The organism is Candidatus Poribacteria bacterium (genome assembly GCA_026702755.1).
Taxonomy (GTDB): domain Bacteria; phylum Poribacteria; class WGA-4E; order WGA-4E; family WGA-3G; genus WGA-3G.
The window spans coordinates 31,772-51,967 of the sequence record JAPPBX010000043.1 but is presented as its reverse complement, the minus strand read 5'-3'; the positions used below and the strand labels follow the sequence as shown (position 1 = coordinate 51,967).

Genomic DNA, 20,196 nt, shown 5'->3' with positions numbered 1-20,196 from the left:
AGGCAACTAATTTCTTTCTTAAAAGAAAGAAAGGATTTAAATTATGAAACCATTTCGGTTGGGTGCTTACCAAGTACGCCTAACAATATTAATTATCGGTCTCACAGCCTTCTGTTTTAGTACTGGAAGCATCGGGCAGCAAGCCTTCAAAATCGGTGTCGTGAACACACAACAAGTCTTAGAAGGATCTGCAAAAGCGAAGGACGCAACTCAACTGCTCCAAGCGGCAAGTGAACGGCTGAAAGCGAAGTTACAGCAGCTGGGAGACGAAATCAGGACGCTACAAGAGAAGAAGGCAAAAACCGAGCTCTTCGTCGAAAGAGCACAGACCGCGGATTTGGACAACGAAATTCTCCTCAAACAACAGGAATACCAACGTGAGGTCGAGGTCGGTCAACAAGCACTGCTTGAAAAAGAGCAAGAGTTGATGGAACCGATTTACAACGGTCTTCAAGAACTCATTATCCAAGTTGGTGAAGCCGAAAACTACGACATCATCCTTGAAAAACGGCTCATCACGCTTTATGTGAAAAAGGACTACGATTTGACGCAGCAGTTAATCGGCTTGATGAATGAAGACGACAAGAAGGACAAAAACGAGGAATAGTTGTCAGTTATCAGTTAAGAGTTGTCAGTTAAGAGGCTTTCGTTTAACCAAACCTCTTGTAACTGATGACTGAAAACCGAAGACTGATGACTATTATAGATGCGTATGAAACTCAAAGAAATTTGTGAACGCTTGAATGGCGATCTTTCTGGGGATGGTGATATTGAGATTACAGGGGTTTCCGGAATCAAGGAGGCACTCCCGACTCAAATTACGTTTGTCGCGAATCCCAAATATATCGCTGCTATAGCAACGACGCAAGCCGGTGCGATTATTATTGGCCACGGTGTTAAGGGGAACGGAAAGCCAACAATTCGCGTTGAAAATCCGTATTGGGCTTTCGTTAAAGTGCTGGAAATGTTCTCGTATGACAAAAACCATCAAGCACTACCGGGGGTCCATGAGACAGCAATTTTGGGAGAGAACGTTAAACTCGGTGAGCGCGTCTCAATTCAGGCATTCGCTTGCATCAGCGACAATGTTGAAATCGGGGATGACACTGTTATCCAACCCTTTGTCTGCATCGGTGAGGGAAGTAAGATAGGTGTTGATGGACTTATCTATTCACACGTCAGTATCCGAGAAGAGATAACCATCGGTGATCGGGTGATCATACACTGTGGGGCGGTCATCGGAAGCGACGGCTTCGGATTCGCACCCGTTAGCAACCGGCACCATAAAATCCCGCAGATTGGCACCGTCGTCATTGAGGACGACGTTGAGATCGGCGCGAATACGACGATTGATAGAGCGACGCTCTCCGAAACGCTTATCAAACGCGGCACTAAATTGGATAATCTCGTTCAGATCGCACACAACGTTGAAATTGGGGAAGATTGCTGCCTCGCCGCACAGGTCGGTATTGCTGGCAGCACAACGCTCGGCGACCGAGTCAATATTGCGGGGCACGGCGGTGCAGCCGGGCATCTGACACTCGGCGAAGATAGCGTTGTCTATGCGAAATCCGCAGTTACAAAGGATATGCCCGCGGGAAGCCATCTGTCCGGATTCCCCGCGCGTCCCCACAAACAGGAATTGCGAATCCACGCCGCAACCCGGAAATTGCCGGAACTGCTCCCTGAATTCACGAAACTCCAAAAACGGGTCGCGGAGTTAGAAGAAAAACTTCAAAAGTTGGAGGATGAATCGTAGATACACCATTAGAAACCAGATGCTTCAATTTCTTGACTATCTGGCAGTTTTACGACCGACGCTCCTCTTTCCGGTTTGGACACTCGTCCTCTTAGGCTATCATCACGGAAGTACGATGCCAGAAGCACCGACACCATCTCAACCCATAAGGTTGTGGGCAACGCTCTGTCTCTACACACTCCTCATCGGAGCTGTTTACATCGTCAATCAGATAACAGATCGTGAGACAGATGCAGCTAATAACAAGTTATATCTCGTTGCACAAGGTTATGTTAAACTAAAGGTGCTTAAATGGCAAATTGGTGTCCTGATAACGCTCTCAATCCTGCTAAGTCTGCTCGTTTTTCCCAACAACCTCACCTATCTTACGCTCATTTCGCTATCAATCATACTCGGATTTGCCTACTCTGTGCGTCCTTTTCGTCTGAAAGGAAAGCCCATTCTCGATTTGTGCGCCAACGCGCTCGGTTATGGAGGTCTCGCCTTTCTCGTAGGTTGGGGTCTTTTAGCACCGATTGATACCGAAGCGATCTGGCGAAGCCTCCCATACCTGTTCTGTGTCGCTGCAGCCTTCGTCAATACGACGCTCCCTGATTTAGCAGGCGACAAACGCGGTGGAGATTACACAACAGGAGTATGGCTCGGAACAAAATGGGCATGTCGGTTAAGTTTAGTCCTGTTACTCGTCGCTATCGGTAGTGCTATATTCTTCAAGGACTGGATTGCTGGCACGGCAAGTATCGTCTGCCTACCAATCTTTATCTATATCAACTTTCGTCCGAAGCAGAGCGTCATCATTTGGGGAACACGCATCGGGATTCTAACCCTAAGTCTGTGTGCAAGCTTATTATTTCCACTGTATCTACTCTGGTTTGTTTTAATATTGCTCTCTGTTCGCTGGTATTATAGGGCGCGCTTCAATATCCGTTATCCCTAACAAACTTTCTTTCATCGGATTGAGGCTATAAAAAATGAAGACGTTGATTGCATATCTCGAACTGGCACGTCCACTTAACGGAATTATCGCCTTTATTTCTGCATGGCTCGGTGGGATGTTCGCCAGTCAAGGAAGGATAGAAAACCTTGTAGATATCCGTCTCCTATTGGTTTCGGTTTCCGCGCTTGTCCTGCTTTCTGCTGGTAACGCTATAAATGATTATTGTGATTACAACATCGACCAGATCAACCGTCCACAGCGTCCTCTCCCTTCCGGACGAATTCGACGTGTGGAGGCACTCATCTTCGCCATAGTCCTTATCGTCATCGGTATCTGGTTGGGAGCACTGATTAACAAAAACGCAACAGGCATTGCTATCCTCGTGTTTGTCGCGCTTGTGAGTTATGCTTTCTGGTTGAAACGTGCGCCTTTCATCGGTAATTTAGTCGTCAGTGGATTAACAGGTTTAACCTTCATTGCTGGCGGCGTAGCAATAGACTCCGTCCAAGGCACATTGATTCCAGCGATCTTTGCCTTTTTGTTCACAATGGCGCGGGAGATTGTCAAAGACCTTGAGGATACAGAAGGCGACCTCAAAAACAACGTGAAAACACTTGCGACCCTCAACCCACGGATTGCCGCGTGGATAGCGATCAGTTTCATGGCATTGGTTATCCTATTTAGTCCAGTTCCATATCTATTCGGGTGGTATTCATGGCACTACCTAATCATCGTGGTGCTGGGTGTTGATCTGGTGCTCATCGGTTTGGCAATTCGTCTATGGCGAGATGTATCCAAAGAAAGTTGTGCGTTCATCCAACGCTGGATGAAATGGGATATATTCGTCGGACTTGGAGCGATCTACCTCGGAACGTTTCTATGATAGACTACGATAAGGTTGTTGATTTCTTAAAAAGAGAGAATCTGAATGCAAACGCGGTGTCCCGTTTCAAGCAGGCGTATCGGACCTTCCAAGAAACGGGCAAATGGCATCCTGCCTATGAGATATTTGTTACAGGCTGGCAGCAGCTTAACGGGGTTATGCTCCTGGAACCGACGGATACACCTAACAGTGATTATCAAGTTCATCTCACAACGACAACCGAACGCGGTTTGAGAGAACTGTTGCTCGCATTTCCACGAGGGCGCACAGGTCTGTTCCCCCGCACAGAGAACTGGATAGATGACAGACTTCACGACCTCTTAGACGCGAATATAGTTCAGAGCAGCACCGGTTCTTTCTATCAAGGTATCAAGCGAGGAAGCAGCACAATATCAGAACAACGCGCCGTCTCAAAACGGAAAGATACAATCGTTTCGCACCTTCGCAAATTAGCCTCCTTGAAAGGCAAATTTGACCATACCCAATTTGTCATTGAAGGGCATCTGACAGTGGAGCGAGCCGTGGAAGGTGGACTTCCGATCGAAACGCTGCTTTATACCACTGAATTCGTTGCGACATCGGAAGGGAAGGATATGCTCAAGCGCGCAGCAGCAGAAAATCTATCTTTTTATCAGGTAAGCAACGGCGTGATGGGTTCGGTCACAACCACAAGACCTGTGCCATCAATAATCGCTTCCGTTCATCTCAACTACCCCAACTTCCTTGCGGAATCTGGTAGCCTCAATTTTCACTTCAGTTCGAGATGTTCATTACTCATAGCGGAGAACATTGGAAATCCTGACAATCTTGGAATGACGCTACGGACAGCAGACGCGGCGGGCGTATCCGCCGTCCTATTGAGTGGGGAAGGTGCCAACCCCTTTCATAAAAACTGCATCCGCGCCTCTCGCGGGGCAGTTGGACGTTTACCCCTATTTTATACGCCAAATACCGGTAGCGCAATTGAGGCACTTCATTCGGCAGGTTGGTGCGTATTAGGTGCCACGGCAAGTGCCGAAAACCTGCTGTATGAGGTAGAATTTTCGCTACCCACGGCTATCGTTGTAGGTAATGAGAACACGGGGCTCACTGTTGAAACCCGTGAACGCTGCACAGAACTCGTCCGCATCCCGATGGCATCCGGACAATCGTCACTCAATGTCGGGATCGCAGCGGGCGTTTTACTCTATGAGTTAGCACGCCAACACAGAATTTGACAAATTGTCATAAATGTGTTAAAATTCTTAACATCACCGCCGATTCACAACTCCCTCAACTTCAGAAAAGGCATAGCTTGCAAACCGAGGTTTAACGCAGGGAAAAAAGGAAAATTGCATTTGAGATCAAATTGGGTTCTTGACTACCTCCACGAGGTCCTGAAAAAACACCGGGCCGGCTATTTCGTTCTGATCGATCCAGAGCAGTGCGAAGCTGAAAAATGCGTCAAACTTGCGAGGGAAATTGAACTCGCAGGCGCAGATGCAATCTTGCTCGGCGGCAGTTTCTTAACGAACGATTTGCACCCTATTGCGAAAGCCCTCAAGCAGGAAATAGAACTCCCACTCGTCCTGTTTCCCGGTGATTCGATGCACCTCACGCCCCATGCTGATGCGATTCTATACATCAGCCTTATAAGTGGGCGCAACCCGAACTATCTCATTAGCGAACAGGTCAAAGCCGCACCGTGGATACAACGTTACGCACTCAAACCCATCCCTACCGGCTACATGCTTATTGAGGGTGGCAACAAAACCGCCGTTGAATTTATGAGCGGCACGATGCCTATCCCGCGTGATAAACCAGACATCGCGGGACCGCATGCATTGGCAGCGCAGTACCTCGGTATGCAGATGGTATATTTGGAGGCGGGAAGTGGTGCGAAACACCCCGTTCCAGGTGAAATGATAGCGACAGTGAAGGAGCAAATCAGCATTCCGCTAATCGTCGGTGGCGGTATCCGCACACCGGAAATCGCCGCGAAAAAAGTAGAAGCAGGTGCTGATTTCATTGTGACAGGCAACATCCTTGAAAAAAACGGATCCTTTGAACTCATGGAAGCTTTCGCTAAGGCTATTCATGCGTAAATAAACGCCGTCTCTGTCTAAGTTTTTAATCTTTACACAAATGCACACTTACCAAAAGATACGAGGATTTCATCATGTCTGAAGTTAAAGAAATACACATAGGAACCAAAGTAGAAGAAGCATCCGCTGATGATACAGAAACATCTACCGATAACGATGCCACTGAAAATAAAGAAAAAACGATTGCCACCCGTATGCGAGAAATGGCGGAAGGGGCACTTGACACCGTTAAATCGGAAGTGAAGAAAGAGATAGAAGAACGTGTTTCACGCGTCGAAAAAACCGCTGCCAACCTCAAATCAGAAGTTAAAACAGAGGTGGAGGCTATCGTCCAAAGAGTACAGAAGCAATATGAATCGGAACGCGAAGACCTGTTGCTGACAGAAATCGAAAAAGAAGTAGATGCTGCCGTGCAACAGGTGCATCAGGAATACAAAGAGGAACGCGAGCGGCTCCTACGCACAGCAGCAGAAGCTGAAAACACAAAAAAACGCTTGCAGGCCGACTACCAGCGACAAATTAAGTTCGCTAACGAAGGGATCCTTGAAGGAATGGTCCCGGTGTTGGACAGTCTGGAAGCCGCAATTAAAAGTGCCGTCGAGAAAGTTGAAGCAGACGATGCCTCACCAGAGTTTACAAGCTTCAACGAAGGTGTAGAACTCGTTCACAAACAATTATTGGACGCGCTCAAAATCCACGGGCTTGAGCCAATTGAAGCGGTTGGTGAAGCATTCGATCCGAATCAGCACGAAGCACTCCTCGTCACGCCATCGGACGATGTACCAGAGGGGCAAATAATCGAGGAATTTCGGCGTGGCTATATGTTACATACCCGTGTCCTACGCGCCTCACAAGTTGTGGTCTCGCAGGGACCGGCTGAAAAAGAAGAGGAACCAAACGACGATACGTCAGACGATACCGAGACCACTGACGCTGTTGAAGAGGCATAGGAAGGGAGTTTATGAGACAAAAACGCGACTATTATGAGATTTTGAGTGTGAATCGTGATGCCGACGAAGACGAAATAAAAAAGGCTTACCGTAAACTCGCTATCCAATTCCACCCCGACAAAAATCCTGGCGATAAAGAAGCCGAGGACAAATTTAAGGAAGCCACAGAGGCTTATGAGGTACTACGTGATCCTGAGAAACGGGGACGTTACGATAGGTTCGGTCACGCAGGACTTGATGATCTTGGTCCCGACTTTGGAGGCTTTAGCGTAAACCTTGATGATATTTTCGGTGATGTCTTTGGTGATATCTTAGGTGGGTTCGGCGGCAGCCGACGCGCCCCCAAGCGTGGACGCAGCTTACAATACAACTTAGAAGTCACTTTGGAAGATGTCATTCACGGCAAACAGGTCACAATTCAGGTGCCACGGGTTGAATCGTGTCTGGAATGTGAAGGGAGTGGTGCAAGAAGGGGGACGAGTGTGATAACGTGTCCGCAATGTCACGGCAGAGGACAAGTCAGCCAGTCCCAAGGTTTTTTCACTATGTCCCGCACCTGCCCAACATGTCGTGGCGAAGGTGAAATTATTCAAGAACCCTGTCAGTCTTGTGGCGGGAGAGGCGTTGTCCGAAATACGCGCGACATTAAATTAAACGTTGAAAAAGGCGTTGACACCGGCTTCAAATACCAATTGCGAGGCGAAGGCGAAGTAGGTATACACGGTGCGCCCCCGGGTGATCTATTTGTTGTTATCAATGTTGTACCACACGCGCGTTTTCAACGCGACCGAAACGATCTGATTACGTCAGCCAGAATCTCATTCATCCAAGCCGCGCTTGGCGGAAAAATTACAGTCGAGAGCATAGACGGAGCGGAAGAATTAGATATTCCACCCGGTACACAGTACGGCGCGCAACTCCGTATCCCCAACAAAGGGGTCCCGCATTATAAACGCTCCTATTCAGGCGATCTGGTTGTGAGAATGGAAATCGAAACGCCAGAACACCTCAACGCCGAGGAGCGAAGAGTGTTAGAAGAATTTGCGAAATTGCGCGGAGAATCCTATCAGCACGAACACGGTGGATTCTGGGATAAATTGCTGGGAAGACACGAAGACGAAGAAGACGAATAGAAAATGCCGTTCAGTTTTCCGAAAGCGCGCGAGCGCGTAGGTGCGAAAAAATGAACTGGGCAAAAATTACGGTAACGACCTCTCAAGAGGCATCCGAAGCTGTCGCGCACTGCCTCTTTGAAATGAACGCAACCGGTGTTGAACTCCAGGATAGCACCGCGTCCACAATAAACCTTATCGCGCACTACCCTTTAGATGACAGAGTCGGGGCGCGGATGCAGAGACTCCGTGATTTCCTTGCGGAACTTCCAACGTGGGGCATCGAACCACACCCCGCCACGATTGATTTACAACAGGTCAAATCTGAAAAGTGGGAAGAAACCTGGAAAGCCGCCTTTCCACCGCAACGTGTCGGAAAACGGATCTTCATCACACCGACCTGGCACGATACTCAGCCCAATGAAACAGACATCCTGATTCAACTCGACCCGGGCATGGCATTCGGCACGGGGTACCATCCGACGACGCGACTCTCTCTCGAACTATTAGAAACTACCGTCGAACCACATCACAACATCGCCGACATCGGAACAGGTTCCGGTATCCTAACGATTGCCGCTGTCAAGTTAGGGGCGAAACACGTTGACGCGATTGAACTCGACCCAACAGCAATTCCTGTTGCAGCAGAAAACTTTCAGGCGAACGGGGTCGCAGCACAGGTGTACTTGTCTCAAGGTGATGGACTCAAGGGAGTAGAAAGCAAATACCATCTTATTATCGGAAATATCTTAACAAAAGCGATTCTCCCGATCATTCCCGACTGTGCACCACGGTTGCATCCCAAAGGCATCGTTATTTTTTCTGGGATTTTGGAGACTGAGTTTGCGCAGGTTCAATTGGCTTTAGAGGCAAATCGGTTTGAAATCCTTCAGGTCATCAGCGAGGCAGAAGACAGTATCACTTGGGTAGGAATTAAAGCTGCGCTCTGATCTTAAAGCAAGGTAGGTGCGGTTTGTAACCGCACCGATCCCGTGATGGTAAGCGTTTGTGACTTCTGAAGATAGGACTCAGCCCAATTGTGCATAAGCCCTATATTCCTTTAAAAGCAGTTTCTTCAAACAGTGGGGTCTAATCCCCTATTTTGCTATGATGACATAGAAAGTGCCATGTTGTGGCATTAGACGCGCTTCATTTAGTCGTGGACAGATTGCTTGAGTTTGCCCCAAAGTGTCGTTTGTGTCTCCTCAGTCGGAGAAACAGAGAGATAATTCATAGGCACCCACGTCGGATGCTTATCCTCCGCTGGATGACGCGTCAATCGACCGCCATGTTGCCCAAGCCCACCTTTTATAAGATAAATGTCATATTTTTGATTCCACCTGGAATAGTAAACAATTGATCGTCCGTCAGGACTCCAATCCGGAAATATGTCCATAGATGGATGGCGTGTCCGCCGCCTGAGCTGACTCCCGTCTACGTTTAGCGTGTAGATATCCCGACTTCTTCCGAAAAGGGGATCCCGATGTCCTCCTAACATCGTATCACTAAAAGCGATCTGTTTTCCATCCGGCGACCATGAGGGCATGTGTCCCCGTTGCGGTTGGTTTGCGAGGCGTCTCGGATTTCCGCCATCAGCATCCATGATATAAATGCCAGGAGCCGCTCTGGAAGAAGCAAAAGCGATTGATTGGCTATCAGGCGACCAAGCCGCGTTGTAGTTTCTATCCACTACCCCGTGCGTCAGTTGTTGTAGATTCTTGCCATCAGGTTGGATTTTATAGATGTGATATGTTGTCCCTCCTCTATTAGAGTCAAACGCGATCCATCGTCCGTCTGGAGACCATGCGGGATTATCGTCATGTTTCGGATGATTCGTCAAGCGGTAGGATACCTTTGTCCTAAGATTCATCACATAGATTTCGAGATAGCCATCATGCCGAGAGGAAACATAAGCCATCCGATGTCCGTCCGGTGAAAACGCTGGTTTAAACTCATGCGTTGGGCTGTTTGTTAAGTTCTGGAGATTCTTCCCTTTTATATCCATGATGTAGATGTCATAATCTCCATCTCGGTTGGAACTGAAAGCAATATACGGAACATCGGATGCGTAGACATAAAGATTCGCTGCGAGCAAGAAATACGCTAAAAGTAGTATCGTTCCAAACATGATATAAGTCAGGTGCCCTTTCATTTTTATAGCCTCCATGTCTGTCATTGCTTTTATTATCGAACTCACGTTATTTAACGTCCGCTTTCTCCTTCGATAATCCATGGCAGAGGTTACACCGACCGACATTGAGATGTGGCATTGTCGGCGACTTCTCATCGCCTCTTAAGTGGCACTTCAAACACTCAGCCGCTTCCTCTGAACCGCGATGCACCTCAATGTTAGAACGGGCGGGCGCAGCATTAAAAAAAAGAATAACCATAACAATCGCAAAGATGAGACCAATAACACTAACAATAACAAAAAGCGTCCTGGCACTGGCTTGTTCTGTTGGCATATCGTTAATACGGGACTCCTTATGTGAAAAACGGGAAGAGGGTTGGAATATTTTCTGCCGTGAGTGATGCTCCGTATTCGCATCCCTCAAATGCCTCAGCATATTTGACCTGTGCGCCTGTTTCTTCTCCATAGAGTGCTATCAGCAAATCTCGATACTTTTCAGCAGTATCGCTAAAACGATTCAACAACCGTTCGGCAAGCCATGCGCGCCGCGCCGATTCGTCAGTAGGAACAGCGTCTAATGTGCCACCGTTGTAAGGAAGCCACTCGTAAAACTGCGAGACGTGACAGTGGAGCATATCAATCTTCTGTTCAACAACAACATCAATGCCGACAACAACATCCGGTGTGAACGGATAGGGTTTCATGAAACCGTCGCTCAAATAGACAATAACAGGATTTTTCCTCAGATGTGGCGTGAGCGCACAGATATTCGGCACCGTAACCATATACGCCGCATCTTGCACCAACGTTGACGTATACCGATGGTCGGGATGATAATCGTTCGGGCGGTGTGTCATAATCAAATCTGGACGGAATTCACGTATTGTACGAATGATTTTATATCGGTTTTCCAACGTCGGCATCAGTTCGCCATCGTGATTGTCCAGCAGTTCATATTCAAGGGTTCCGATAACTTCGGCGGCGGCTTGTGCTTCGGCATATCGCCGTTGTGCTAAAGGACCGCCACCCATTTCGTGGTGACCAGCATCACCGTTTGTAACAGAGACAAACTTAACGCGATGTCCCTGTTGTAAATATAGAGCAGCAACACCACCGGCTTTAATATCACAATCATCGGGGTGTGCCCCGAAAACCAGAATGTTTAGTGGTATTGTTTGCAAATCCGTATTAGAAGTCTGTTCGGTTGGCATTTTTCACTGTCCTTATTCATAATTAAAAAAGCACTTCGCTACAAAAGAGGTTCGCCCGCCTCTTCAAGCACTGCATCGATCAATCTATTGCTGAGTCGGAAGCCTTTTTGTAGTAGTTGTAATAGCAATGTCGGCTACTTTGTTTGCTGTGTTAAGCATGCGACCATCTTCAATTCCTGTTGGATTTCTTCATCATCATATTCAGCAATAGGAATGTCCTGCTGATTCAGAATCTGAATAAAATCCCATAAGTGTAGTTCGGCCAATTTGGCAGCTTGCCCTAAAGAGAGAATGTTACGCTCGAAAAGCGAAATTGCAAGCAACTGTTTCGCTTCCTCAGTCAGTTTTTCTCGATTATAGCCAGAGATAGAAAGAGGGGTTGAAAGTTCAGTGGGGACATCCAATGTAATAGAAAACATGATTCTTACCTCTGCATCGGATTAAGGGTATCGCTAAAATATAGTACTTTGTGTGCTTTCAAATCATAGGGCTGCTTTGGTTTGTCATACGAAAACCATTTATTGCCCGTTGTTGACCTATTCTCACTGCGAAGCAGTGCGGTAAATCGCACGGCTACGAACCTATCCTAAATTCAAAATGGATAGAACAGTATTTTATTTTTTTTTACAAAACACTGCGTGTATATACAAAACACTGCCTGTATATAGGTTACCATTATAACATCTTTCACAAGAAAACGTGATTTTAATTTGACTTTATCGAAATTTTTCGTACAATTGAAAAAATCCCAAAAAGACAGAGGAATTTCTATTTACAGAAATAGCAACTATAAAACCATGAATAATTGGAAAGTTGAAGTCTATTATAAACCCGAAGTCCCCGACACGGTCGGACAGGGCATTCTTGAAGACATCGCCGACCTCGGCATCAGTGGCATCCATTCTGTCCGCACAGCCACGGTTTACTGGATCGAAGGCGCGCTCGATGCACAAACTATTGACCGAATTGGTGCTGAACTCCTCGCCGATCCTATCACACAAGCATACACTTTCGCCGCTCAAAACGACCCCGCAACAGGTTGGACACTTGAGGTACAATTCAAAGCCGGTGTCACTGACGCAGTGGGCGATAGCACTGTCAAAGGCATCAAAGACTTAGGCATCACAGATATCACCACTGTGCGGACGGGACATAAGTACTGGTTGACAGGTTCCCTGAACGCCGAAATTCTTGAGACCATCGCGCAGCGTCTCCTCATGAACGATGTCATCCAAACGTTCTCCTATCAAGCACCTTCATCGTAACGCACGTCCACTAACTTGCGTACACCCGAATCACTGTGCCCAAGTGAAACTGGACGAGTGCAGCAGTTGCCGCTTGACGGAGCGCGAAATGGACTCCTGTTGATGGACTAACGCGCTTCGGTTTTCCCAACTTAATGTTACGAAAACCGTGCTTCTGAAGCAATTTCGGCAAGGAGTGCGCAGAGAAATAGTAGAGATGATCCCGCGGATGGACATAAGGCCAATCCGCTTTCTGGAGACGGCTCTGCAGCCCCTCACCGTTCGGGACTTCAATGACCAAGGTGCCTGCCTTTTCCTCAGTTCCTGCAGGTTTCAGAATCCGGCGTAACTCACTGAGAAACGGATTGAGTTCAGAGATATGTTCTAACACATGATAGAGCGTGATTGCGTCAAAGTGTGCGGGCGGAAAATCAGCATCAAAAAGGTCTCCACACTGCACATCCAGTTTATGCTCTTCTTTTGCAAAACTACTACCGCTCTTGGAAGGTTCAACGCCGTGTGATTCCCACCCCTGTTCTCGCGCGAGGTGAAGAAAGGTACCGATACCACACCCGACATCCAGCAGTCGTCCTTTGTTCCGATGCCGCTTCTCTAATTCCGTGAGACGCTCCGTCATCTGCAGCCATTCCATACTGTCTGTCTGGATGCGATCCACTTTATCAGGTGGATAATAGGTCTCAATATACTCCGATTCAAGCGTCTGACGATCGACTCGCGGATTAACATACCGCAATCGGCACTGCTTACAAGCGACCACCGATAGAGAATCCTTATTAAAGAGCAGCTTCGCCTCATCGCGTTCACAAATCGGACAGTTGATACGTTCAAGGTTGTCTGTGTTCATCATCCTGTAGGGGGGATTTGTAATCCCGACTAAAAAAGCGGCACGCCTTGTGCTTCTACATAAACCGAATAAAGAGATTGGCTTCCCATCATAAACAATCGGTTCCGTTTTACACCACCGAAACAGAGATTTGCACAGATTTCTGGGAGGTGAATTTGTCCGATACGTGTTCCATCTGGCGCAAAGACATGCACACCATCGTAGCCGTCGCCAACCCAACCCGCACTTGCCCAGAGATTTCCATCAACATCACACCGAATACCGTCAGCAATCCCCGGGGACATATCGCAGAAGACCTCTTGATCGCCGAGTCGCTCACCATCTATCACATTGTAGACGAAGAGATGCCGCGGCGTTCCTTCTTTATGTGTAACACCTGTATCAACGACATAGAGTTTATCATAATCGGGTGAAAAGCAGATGCCGTTCGGTTTTTCGAGTTCATCTATCACGACAGTTGCGTCTCCGGTATCTGGGTTGAGACGATAAACACAGGTTGGCAGTTCAAATTCGGCGATATGCCCTTCGTAGTTGAGCATGATACCGTATCCGGGATCGGTAAACCAGATATGCCCATCCGGATGAACCGCCACGTCGTTCGGAGCGTTGAGCGGTTTCCCATTGAAACTGTCCATCAGCACGGTAATCGTGCCGTCGTATTCGGTTCGTGTAACGCGCCGTGCCCCGTGTTCACAACTGACGAGTCTCCCCTGCCGATCGCGCGTGTGTCCGTTGCTATAGTTAGACGGCTTACGATAGGTGCTTACCTGACCCGTGGATTCCTCCCATTTCAGAATCCGATTGTTCGGAATATCGCTCCAAAGCAGGTAACCGCCATCCCCGAACCAGACAGGTCCCTCTGCCCAGCGCGACCCCGTCCATAACCGCTCAACAACGGAATTCCCGATTTTATATTTTCCAAAACGAGGATCCAGCACCTCAATCGCCGGATCCGGATAGCGGACAACCGTCCCATCCCACTTTCTTTCTGGTGGTGTATTCATACAAATTTCCTCCAAGTTGTTCTAACAGCAGAACGCTTTCAGTTTCCGTAACAGTATACCACATATTGGGAAGTTGTATACAGAAAATCACTGAATGGTTATAGAGAACGATCCTGACGCAACGAACAGGTTGACTATTTACCAAAAATGCTTTATACTTAAAAATACACCAATTATTGAAAATCATCCAAAAAGGAGCAAAAATATGGCAATTGCTAAAATCCTCGAACATGGACAAATAACCATTCCTAAACCAATCCGAGAAAGTTTAGGACTTAAAAAGGGCGATGTTGTGGATGCTCGAATTGAAGGTGATTCCGTCGTGATTACGCCCCAAAAATTAGTGACATCAGAAGATTGGGAAAAACTCCTACAAGTAATGAATAACGTCCACGAACAAAATAGAGGTATCAGCGAAGAAGAAGTCTATCAAGATGTTGAACGCGCAGTTGCTGAGCTTCGACAGGAAGAATATGACAAACAGAAGAAAACTGCATCCGGAGGAAATCATGGCAATCCCCGCAACACAAACACGCCTTACACCCGAAGAATACATCGCTTTTGAACGCAAAGCACTGCCAACCGGAGAAATAATCAGACACGAATACATAAACGGCGAATTAATTGCGATGTCCGGTGCAAGTCGCGAGCATAATCTGATTACAGGTAATATCTTTGGTGAACTCCGCACTTTATTAAGAGGCAGCGAATGTGAAACCTACGCGAACGAGATGCGCGTGAGCACACCTACGACAACCTCCTACTTCTACCCAGATGTCGTTGTCGTTTGTGAAGAACCGCGCTTTGAAGACGATGTCTTTGACACACTTCTCAACCCCATTATCTTGGTAGAGGTACTCTCGCCTTCAACTCAAGTTTATGATAGACGCGAAAAATTCGCACACTACCGACACCTCGCGTCGTTGCAGGAATACGTCCTCGTCGCCCAAGACAAAGTACTTGTCGAACACCACCGCCGCCAAGAAAAACAGGGAACTGCACCTACGACAGGAAAGGACTGGATTTTCACCGACTTCCAAAAACTTGAAGAAAGCCTACCACTCACCTCCATCCACTGCGAGCTGCCTTTACAAGAAATATACGAACGCGTCCTATTTTCTCATTAAAGTTGAAGCATCTATGTCAAATAAAAACGCATCCCTAAAATCCGGCATCCGAGACAACCTTCTCCGTGACACAGTTCACGATTTTCTACAACAGGAAATTAAAAACGGTTCCGCACTCTCCATCGTATCTGCCTACTTCACCATCTACGCTTATGAAAAGATGCAACATTCCCTCAACAAAATAGAGGAACTCCGCTTTCTTTTCGGTGATCCCGATTTTGTCAAACGTATGGATCCGAATAACACAGATAAAAAAGCGTTTGACATAACGGATACAGGTTTAGAACTCAACCAGCAACTCCGACAGAAACCGATTGCCAAAGCGTGTGCCGAATGGATAAAAGAGAAGGTAGACATCCGCACAACCCGCGACGCAAATCTGATACACGGGAAGATGTACCATATCGCCAATAACGGCGTTGACAAAGCAATTCTCGGCAGCTCCAACTTTACGGTACGCGGACTCGGACTCAGTTCAAATAACAGCAACATTGAACTCAACTTAGAGGTGGATAGCGACCGCGACCGGATTGACCTCAAGGCGTGGTTTGATGAACTCTGGAATAACGATGAACTGGTTGAAGATGTCAAAGAGACAGTGCTGGCAAAACTGAAGCAGATCGGGCAAGATCACCCACCAGAACTCATCTATTACAAAACCCTATACGAACTGTTCCGTGAAGAAATTGAGACCCGAAAAACAAACGAACAGACCCTTGAGGATATACATCTATACGACACAAAAATCTGGGACAAGTTATACGACTTTCAAAAAGAGGGAGCGAAAAGTGTTATTGCTCGATTGTTGCGACACAACGGCTGCATCTTAGCAGACAGCGTCGGGTTAGGAAAAACCTACACGGCACTCGCTGTTATCAAATTTTTTGAATTGCGAAACGAACGCGTCCTTGTCCTCTGTCCGAAAAAACTTCGCGAAAATTGGGCACTCTATCCGGCACATAATTCACAAGCATCTAATGAGTTCCTTGATGACAAATTCGGATACACCTTACTATCCCACACCGACCTATCCAGATATAGCGGTGATTCTGGCGGTGTCAATCTGGCAGATTTCAATTGGCGAAATTTTGACCTGATTGTTATTGACGAATCGCACAATTTCCGAAACGATAGCAAACCCCGTGAGGACAAAGATGGTAATTTCCGCCACACCCGCTATTCCCGCCTCTTAGAGGAGGTCATCAAGGAAGGCACAAAAACCAAAGTACTGATGCTTTCCGCGACACCGGTAAATACTTCACTCGCCGACCTCCGCAATCAGATATATCTCATGACAGAAAAACGCGAGGATGTCTTTAGAAACAGTTTAGGGGTTAGCAATATCCGTACTTTAATACAGCAGGCACAAAAAGCCTTCAAGGCATGGGAAGAAAAGCCACTAAAAGATGGCACAAGAGATAAAACAGAATTATTTGATACTTTAGGCGTAGACTTTTTCCAATTGCTCGGCGGCGTTTCTATCGCGCGTTCCCGAAGGCATATCATAAAATACTATGCCGAAGAAATAGAAAAAATCGGTGAATTCCCTACACAACTGGACCCAGTAAACTGCCATCCACCCACCGACCTATCAGGTCAACTTTCATATAAAGCGTTGGCGGATCAGATAGGTGATTTCGAGCTATCCATCTATAGACCTTCAAGTTATGTTGTCGATGAAACAGCAAAACAGCGGTTGGCAGATGAAAAACAGAAATTCCGTTTCAACCAAGCAGACCGCGAGAAATTCCTTATCGGCATGATGCAGACCAACTTCCTCAAACGGCTGGAAAGTTCTGCGCACTCCCTCTCTGAAACACTTGAACGCACCATCAACAAACACGATGAAATGCTGGAGAAGATTGAACGCTTTGAGAAAAAGGGCAATATAGCAGACACCGCCGATGTCCTTCCTGATGACGATGAAGACGATGAGGAATTTTTAATCAATCGTGCCAGAAATCCCTACCATTTAAAAGAGCTGGATTGCACCCGATGGAAACAGGACATCATTCAAGATAAACAGACCCTAACGGCTGTGTTAGAAAAAGTGAAATCCATCACGCCAGAAAGAGATGGAAAACTGAAAGAGATTAAAAAGCATATTCGAGACAAGGCACTAAACCCTACGAAAGATAAGGATGGAAACCCTAATCGCAAGTTGCTCATCTTTACCACCTTCAAGGATACGGCAGAATATCTTTATGATAACTTGTCCGAACTCACATCGGAATTAGATCTGAATATGGCACTGGTTTCTGGAGATATGACGCGAACGACCTCCGGAGAAAATAAATTCAGCGATATCCTAACAAACTTTGCTCCACGCGCAAGAGGACGTTCTGATGACGCAAGCGACATTATAGACCTGATTATTGCGACAGACTGTATCTCAGAAGGGCAAAACCTTCAGGATTGCGATACTGTCCTCAACTACGATATACACTGGAACCCCGTCCGTATCATTCAACGGTTTGGACGGATTGACAGGATCGGGAGCAATAACGTCGCCGTCAAGATGATTAACTATTGGCCCACCGAAGATATGGAGGTCTATCTCCGTTTACGAAATCGCGTTGAATCCCGTATGGCACTCGCTGATGCGACCGCAAGTGGTGATGACGACCCGTTGAATGAATCGGTTTATGAACAGGCACAGATGGAACTCAATTTCCGGGATCAGCAATTGGAACGGCTCCGTGAAGAGGTGCTTGATTTAGATGAGCTCTCTGACAATGTGGTAATGAGCGACTTTACGTTAGATTATTTCTTCGCGCAACTCCTCAAATATCTCGAAAGAAATAGAGCGAAACTTGAGGCAACACCTGATGGTGCTTATGCCGTTACCAACAACGAAAATAACCCTACGGAAAAGGGTGTTATCTTCTTTCTGCAGCAAACAAACGCAAGCACGGATAAACAGCAAAAAACCGCCAGTCCCATCCATCCGTACTATGCCGTTTATATCCGAAACAGCGGGGATATCCGTTACGGGTGTATCAATGCCAAACAGGTGTTGGATCTATTTGAAGCATCTGCGGTTGGCAAGGAGGACACAATAGATGATTTGTGTCTCTGGTTTGACCAAGAGACGGAATACGGTGATAACATGGTACATTACAACAAACTTTTAGACACCGTCATTTCGCACATCACACGGGCGCATACAAAGACCCAGAGCCAAGTTTTGAAGAGCGGAAGTCCCCGCGAGGCAAAACTCACACCAGCATCCAAAGCACCTAAAGACACTGGTGATTTCAAATTGGTGACGTGGTTGATTATCGCATAATTAGTCCATCCCCAGTAGGTGCGGTTTCCTAACCGCACCGGGCATCGGTAAAAATTACCCGATTAAATTCTTAATCTTCATCTAACCGAACCGAGTTTTACACAGAAACCTTGAAGACATCAAAAACCTCTTGAATCCCGTAGGGATGGTATCTGTGTAGAAATGGGAATGAAAAAAGATAAAGCCCCGTAGGGGCGGCATCTGTTAAAACTGCCACAAAACACCTCGAAAAATCGCTAAATTGACACCTATGGTGCGGTTTCCTAACCGCACCGGATTGTCGAAAAAGGCGCGAAACCGATAGTTTCTTAAAGTTAAATACCCCTGCTCCATACTCACGACAATCTTGACTTTTTATAATGGGCATGGTATCATATTTCAAAGGAGAGGCACAAAAGATGAAAATTTACGGAACATGGCATGCTTTCCTCATTGAACAACTCGCGGAAGAAGAAAGTGTGGGAGATTTTCTCGATGCAGTCATAGAAGAATATCAGGTCCACGAGAATCTCGCCATAATTCAGTTGGCACTTCAGTATGTCGTTGAAGCAAAGGGCGGAATTTCTACACTCGCCAAGAAAATAGATATTGAACCACACCTCCTATCGGAAGTGTCAGACAGCACGAAAACACCAAAAATTGACACGCTTAGCACCGTTCTTAACGCACTTGGGTGTCAGCTATCAATTGCACCACTGTCAACTACAAGTCTACACCGTGAAGATACTACTGAAGATTCTTCAGTTGCCTCACTTGAGTTAGCAACCTCCAATCCGAAACTTGATGAACACCGCGTTTCAACAGAGGAAGGGTAATTATGAACAAGATGAATAATCCGCGAAATCCGGTAAATCCGTGCTAATCCGCGATTCAGACAACATACAATCGTCCAGCTCACACAAAAACAGATATGAATTTCTTTTGACGCGATACTTCAATTTGTGATATAATTTCTTCGGGTAATCAATAACGTTTTATTTTCTTATGAACGTAACATCACAACTTCGCGTCGTCTTCTTTCGCACGGACCAGGGAAATGAACCGGTCCGGGAATGGTTGGAAGGGCTTGGAACAAGAGACGAAAGGATAATTGATGCAGACATAACAATCGTAGCTGAACATTGGCCTTTAGTGGCACGCACGCGTCTCGTCAAAAAGTTACAGGGTGAAGAAAATCTGTGGGAAATCCGTACCCGTATCAGCAAAGGAAAACGTATTGCGCGGGTTTTGTTTACTGTTGAAGCCGGCGAGATAATCCTTCTGCACGGTTTTATTAAAAAATCTCAAAAAACACCACAGAGAGATTTGCGTCTGGCGCGAAAACGAAGTGAACTCTGGAGAGGAAGGAGCGGATCACATGAATAAGTACCGTGGTAGCAGCTTTGATGATTATCTTAAAGAACGAGGCATGTCGGAGGAAGTCTCAACACTGGCGCGAAAGCGGTGGGAAACTTTGCGTACTGAAGACACACCTGAAACAGAGAATAGCACTGAAGTTTCTGATGATCAACCGAAGCGTACTAACACCTTTTTGCGCCGGCTCCGGCACCGTATTAGCCATCTATTTTCTCTATTTTCATAGTTGGGACCCATGATCGAA

At 46.8% G+C, this 20,196-nt stretch carries 22 protein-coding genes; 16 read left to right on the top strand and 6 right to left on the bottom strand.

Annotated features, from left to right (window positions below; genetic code table 11):
* Positions 1–43: 43 nt before the first annotated feature.
* The 9 genes from OXH39_08295 to prmA all read left to right on the top strand — a co-directional run bounded on the left by OXH39_08295 (position 44) and on the right by prmA (position 8,675).
* Positions 44–607 (top strand): OmpH family outer membrane protein, encoded by a 564-nt coding sequence (locus OXH39_08295; GenBank protein ID MCY3550449.1) that lies wholly within the window; start codon positions 44–46, stop codon positions 605–607.
* Between the two features lie 105 nt (positions 608–712).
* Positions 713–1,759, top strand: a complete 1,047-nt coding sequence (gene lpxD, locus OXH39_08290; GenBank protein MCY3550448.1) for a UDP-3-O-(3-hydroxymyristoyl)glucosamine N-acyltransferase — start codon at positions 713–715, stop codon at positions 1,757–1,759.
* On the top strand, positions 1,749–2,696 hold the full coding sequence (locus tag OXH39_08285; protein MCY3550447.1) for a UbiA family prenyltransferase: 948 nt from the start codon (positions 1,749–1,751) through the stop codon (positions 2,694–2,696). The genes lpxD and OXH39_08285 overlap by 11 nt, the downstream gene beginning before the upstream one ends.
* Before the next feature lie 34 nt (positions 2,697–2,730).
* Positions 2,731–3,579 (top strand): geranylgeranylglycerol-phosphate geranylgeranyltransferase, encoded by an 849-nt coding sequence (locus OXH39_08280; GenBank protein ID MCY3550446.1) that lies wholly within the window; start codon positions 2,731–2,733, stop codon positions 3,577–3,579.
* Positions 3,576–4,796: an RNA methyltransferase gene (locus tag OXH39_08275; protein ID MCY3550445.1), complete on the top strand. Its 1,221-nt coding sequence runs from the start codon at positions 3,576–3,578 to the stop codon at positions 4,794–4,796. Before OXH39_08280 ends, OXH39_08275 begins: the two co-directional genes overlap by 4 nt.
* Before the next feature lie 120 nt (positions 4,797–4,916).
* Entirely contained in the window at positions 4,917–5,663 is a 747-nt protein-coding gene (locus OXH39_08270) for a geranylgeranylglyceryl/heptaprenylglyceryl phosphate synthase (GenBank protein ID MCY3550444.1), read from the top strand.
* Positions 5,664–5,737: 74 nt separating this feature from the next.
* On the top strand, positions 5,738–6,613 hold the full coding sequence (grpE, locus tag OXH39_08265) for a nucleotide exchange factor GrpE (protein ID MCY3550443.1): 876 nt from the start codon (positions 5,738–5,740) through the stop codon (positions 6,611–6,613).
* An 11-nt stretch (positions 6,614–6,624) separates the two neighbouring features.
* Entirely contained in the window at positions 6,625–7,746 is a 1,122-nt protein-coding gene (gene dnaJ, locus OXH39_08260) for a molecular chaperone DnaJ (GenBank protein MCY3550442.1), read from the top strand.
* A 50-nt stretch (positions 7,747–7,796) separates the two neighbouring features.
* Positions 7,797–8,675: a 50S ribosomal protein L11 methyltransferase gene (gene prmA / locus OXH39_08255; GenBank protein MCY3550441.1), complete on the top strand. Its 879-nt coding sequence runs from the start codon at positions 7,797–7,799 to the stop codon at positions 8,673–8,675.
* Between the two features lie 203 nt (positions 8,676–8,878).
* Here prmA and OXH39_08250 read toward each other — a convergent pair whose 3' ends face one another.
* From OXH39_08250 to OXH39_08235, 4 genes are all read right to left on the bottom strand, one after another.
* Positions 8,879–9,877, bottom strand: coding sequence for a hypothetical protein (locus OXH39_08250; protein MCY3550440.1), 999 nt, complete (start codon positions 9,875–9,877; stop codon positions 8,879–8,881).
* A gap of 46 nt (positions 9,878–9,923) precedes the next feature.
* Positions 9,924–10,190, bottom strand: a complete 267-nt coding sequence (locus tag OXH39_08245; protein MCY3550439.1) for a hypothetical protein — start codon at positions 10,188–10,190, stop codon at positions 9,924–9,926.
* Between the two features lie 19 nt (positions 10,191–10,209).
* On the bottom strand, positions 10,210–11,067 hold the full coding sequence (locus OXH39_08240; GenBank protein ID MCY3550438.1) for a PIG-L family deacetylase: 858 nt from the start codon (positions 11,065–11,067) through the stop codon (positions 10,210–10,212).
* A gap of 134 nt (positions 11,068–11,201) precedes the next feature.
* A complete protein-coding gene (locus OXH39_08235) occupies positions 11,202–11,486 on the bottom strand; it encodes a UPF0175 family protein (protein ID MCY3550437.1) in 285 nt (94 codons plus the stop codon).
* A gap of 378 nt (positions 11,487–11,864) precedes the next feature.
* Between OXH39_08235 and OXH39_08230 the strand changes: the two genes are divergently transcribed.
* A complete protein-coding gene (locus OXH39_08230; protein MCY3550436.1) occupies positions 11,865–12,332 on the top strand; it encodes a phosphoribosylformylglycinamidine synthase subunit PurS in 468 nt (155 codons plus the stop codon).
* 10 nt (positions 12,333–12,342) lie between these two features.
* Here the strand turns inward: OXH39_08230 and OXH39_08225 are convergent, their stop codons facing one another.
* Both OXH39_08225 and OXH39_08220 read right to left on the bottom strand, forming a co-directional pair.
* On the bottom strand, positions 12,343–13,176 hold the full coding sequence (locus tag OXH39_08225) for a class I SAM-dependent methyltransferase (protein MCY3550435.1): 834 nt from the start codon (positions 13,174–13,176) through the stop codon (positions 12,343–12,345).
* A gap of 29 nt (positions 13,177–13,205) precedes the next feature.
* On the bottom strand, positions 13,206–14,180 hold the full coding sequence (locus OXH39_08220) for an SMP-30/gluconolactonase/LRE family protein (protein ID MCY3550434.1): 975 nt from the start codon (positions 14,178–14,180) through the stop codon (positions 13,206–13,208).
* 205 nt (positions 14,181–14,385) lie between these two features.
* Here OXH39_08220 and OXH39_08215 point away from each other — a divergent pair, with 205 nt between their 5' ends.
* The 6 genes from OXH39_08215 to OXH39_08190 all read left to right on the top strand — a co-directional run bounded on the left by OXH39_08215 (position 14,386) and on the right by OXH39_08190 (position 20,178).
* Positions 14,386–14,745 (top strand): AbrB/MazE/SpoVT family DNA-binding domain-containing protein, encoded by a 360-nt coding sequence (locus tag OXH39_08215; GenBank protein ID MCY3550433.1) that lies wholly within the window; start codon positions 14,386–14,388, stop codon positions 14,743–14,745.
* Entirely contained in the window at positions 14,690–15,307 is a 618-nt protein-coding gene (locus OXH39_08210; GenBank protein MCY3550432.1) for a Uma2 family endonuclease, read from the top strand. Before OXH39_08215 ends, OXH39_08210 begins: the two co-directional genes overlap by 56 nt.
* 13 nt (positions 15,308–15,320) lie before the next feature.
* Positions 15,321–18,596: a helicase-related protein gene (locus OXH39_08205; protein ID MCY3550431.1), complete on the top strand. Its 3,276-nt coding sequence runs from the start codon at positions 15,321–15,323 to the stop codon at positions 18,594–18,596.
* A gap of 398 nt (positions 18,597–18,994) precedes the next feature.
* The gene (locus tag OXH39_08200) at positions 18,995–19,411 is read left to right on the top strand and encodes a hypothetical protein (protein MCY3550430.1); all 417 of its coding nucleotides are present in this window, start codon (positions 18,995–18,997) and stop codon (positions 19,409–19,411) included.
* A 169-nt stretch (positions 19,412–19,580) separates the two neighbouring features.
* Positions 19,581–19,961: a type II toxin-antitoxin system RelE/ParE family toxin gene (locus OXH39_08195; GenBank protein ID MCY3550429.1), complete on the top strand. Its 381-nt coding sequence runs from the start codon at positions 19,581–19,583 to the stop codon at positions 19,959–19,961.
* Positions 19,954–20,178 (top strand): hypothetical protein, encoded by a 225-nt coding sequence (locus tag OXH39_08190; protein MCY3550428.1) that lies wholly within the window; start codon positions 19,954–19,956, stop codon positions 20,176–20,178. The genes OXH39_08195 and OXH39_08190 overlap by 8 nt, the downstream gene beginning before the upstream one ends.
* Positions 20,179–20,196 lie beyond the last annotated feature (18 nt).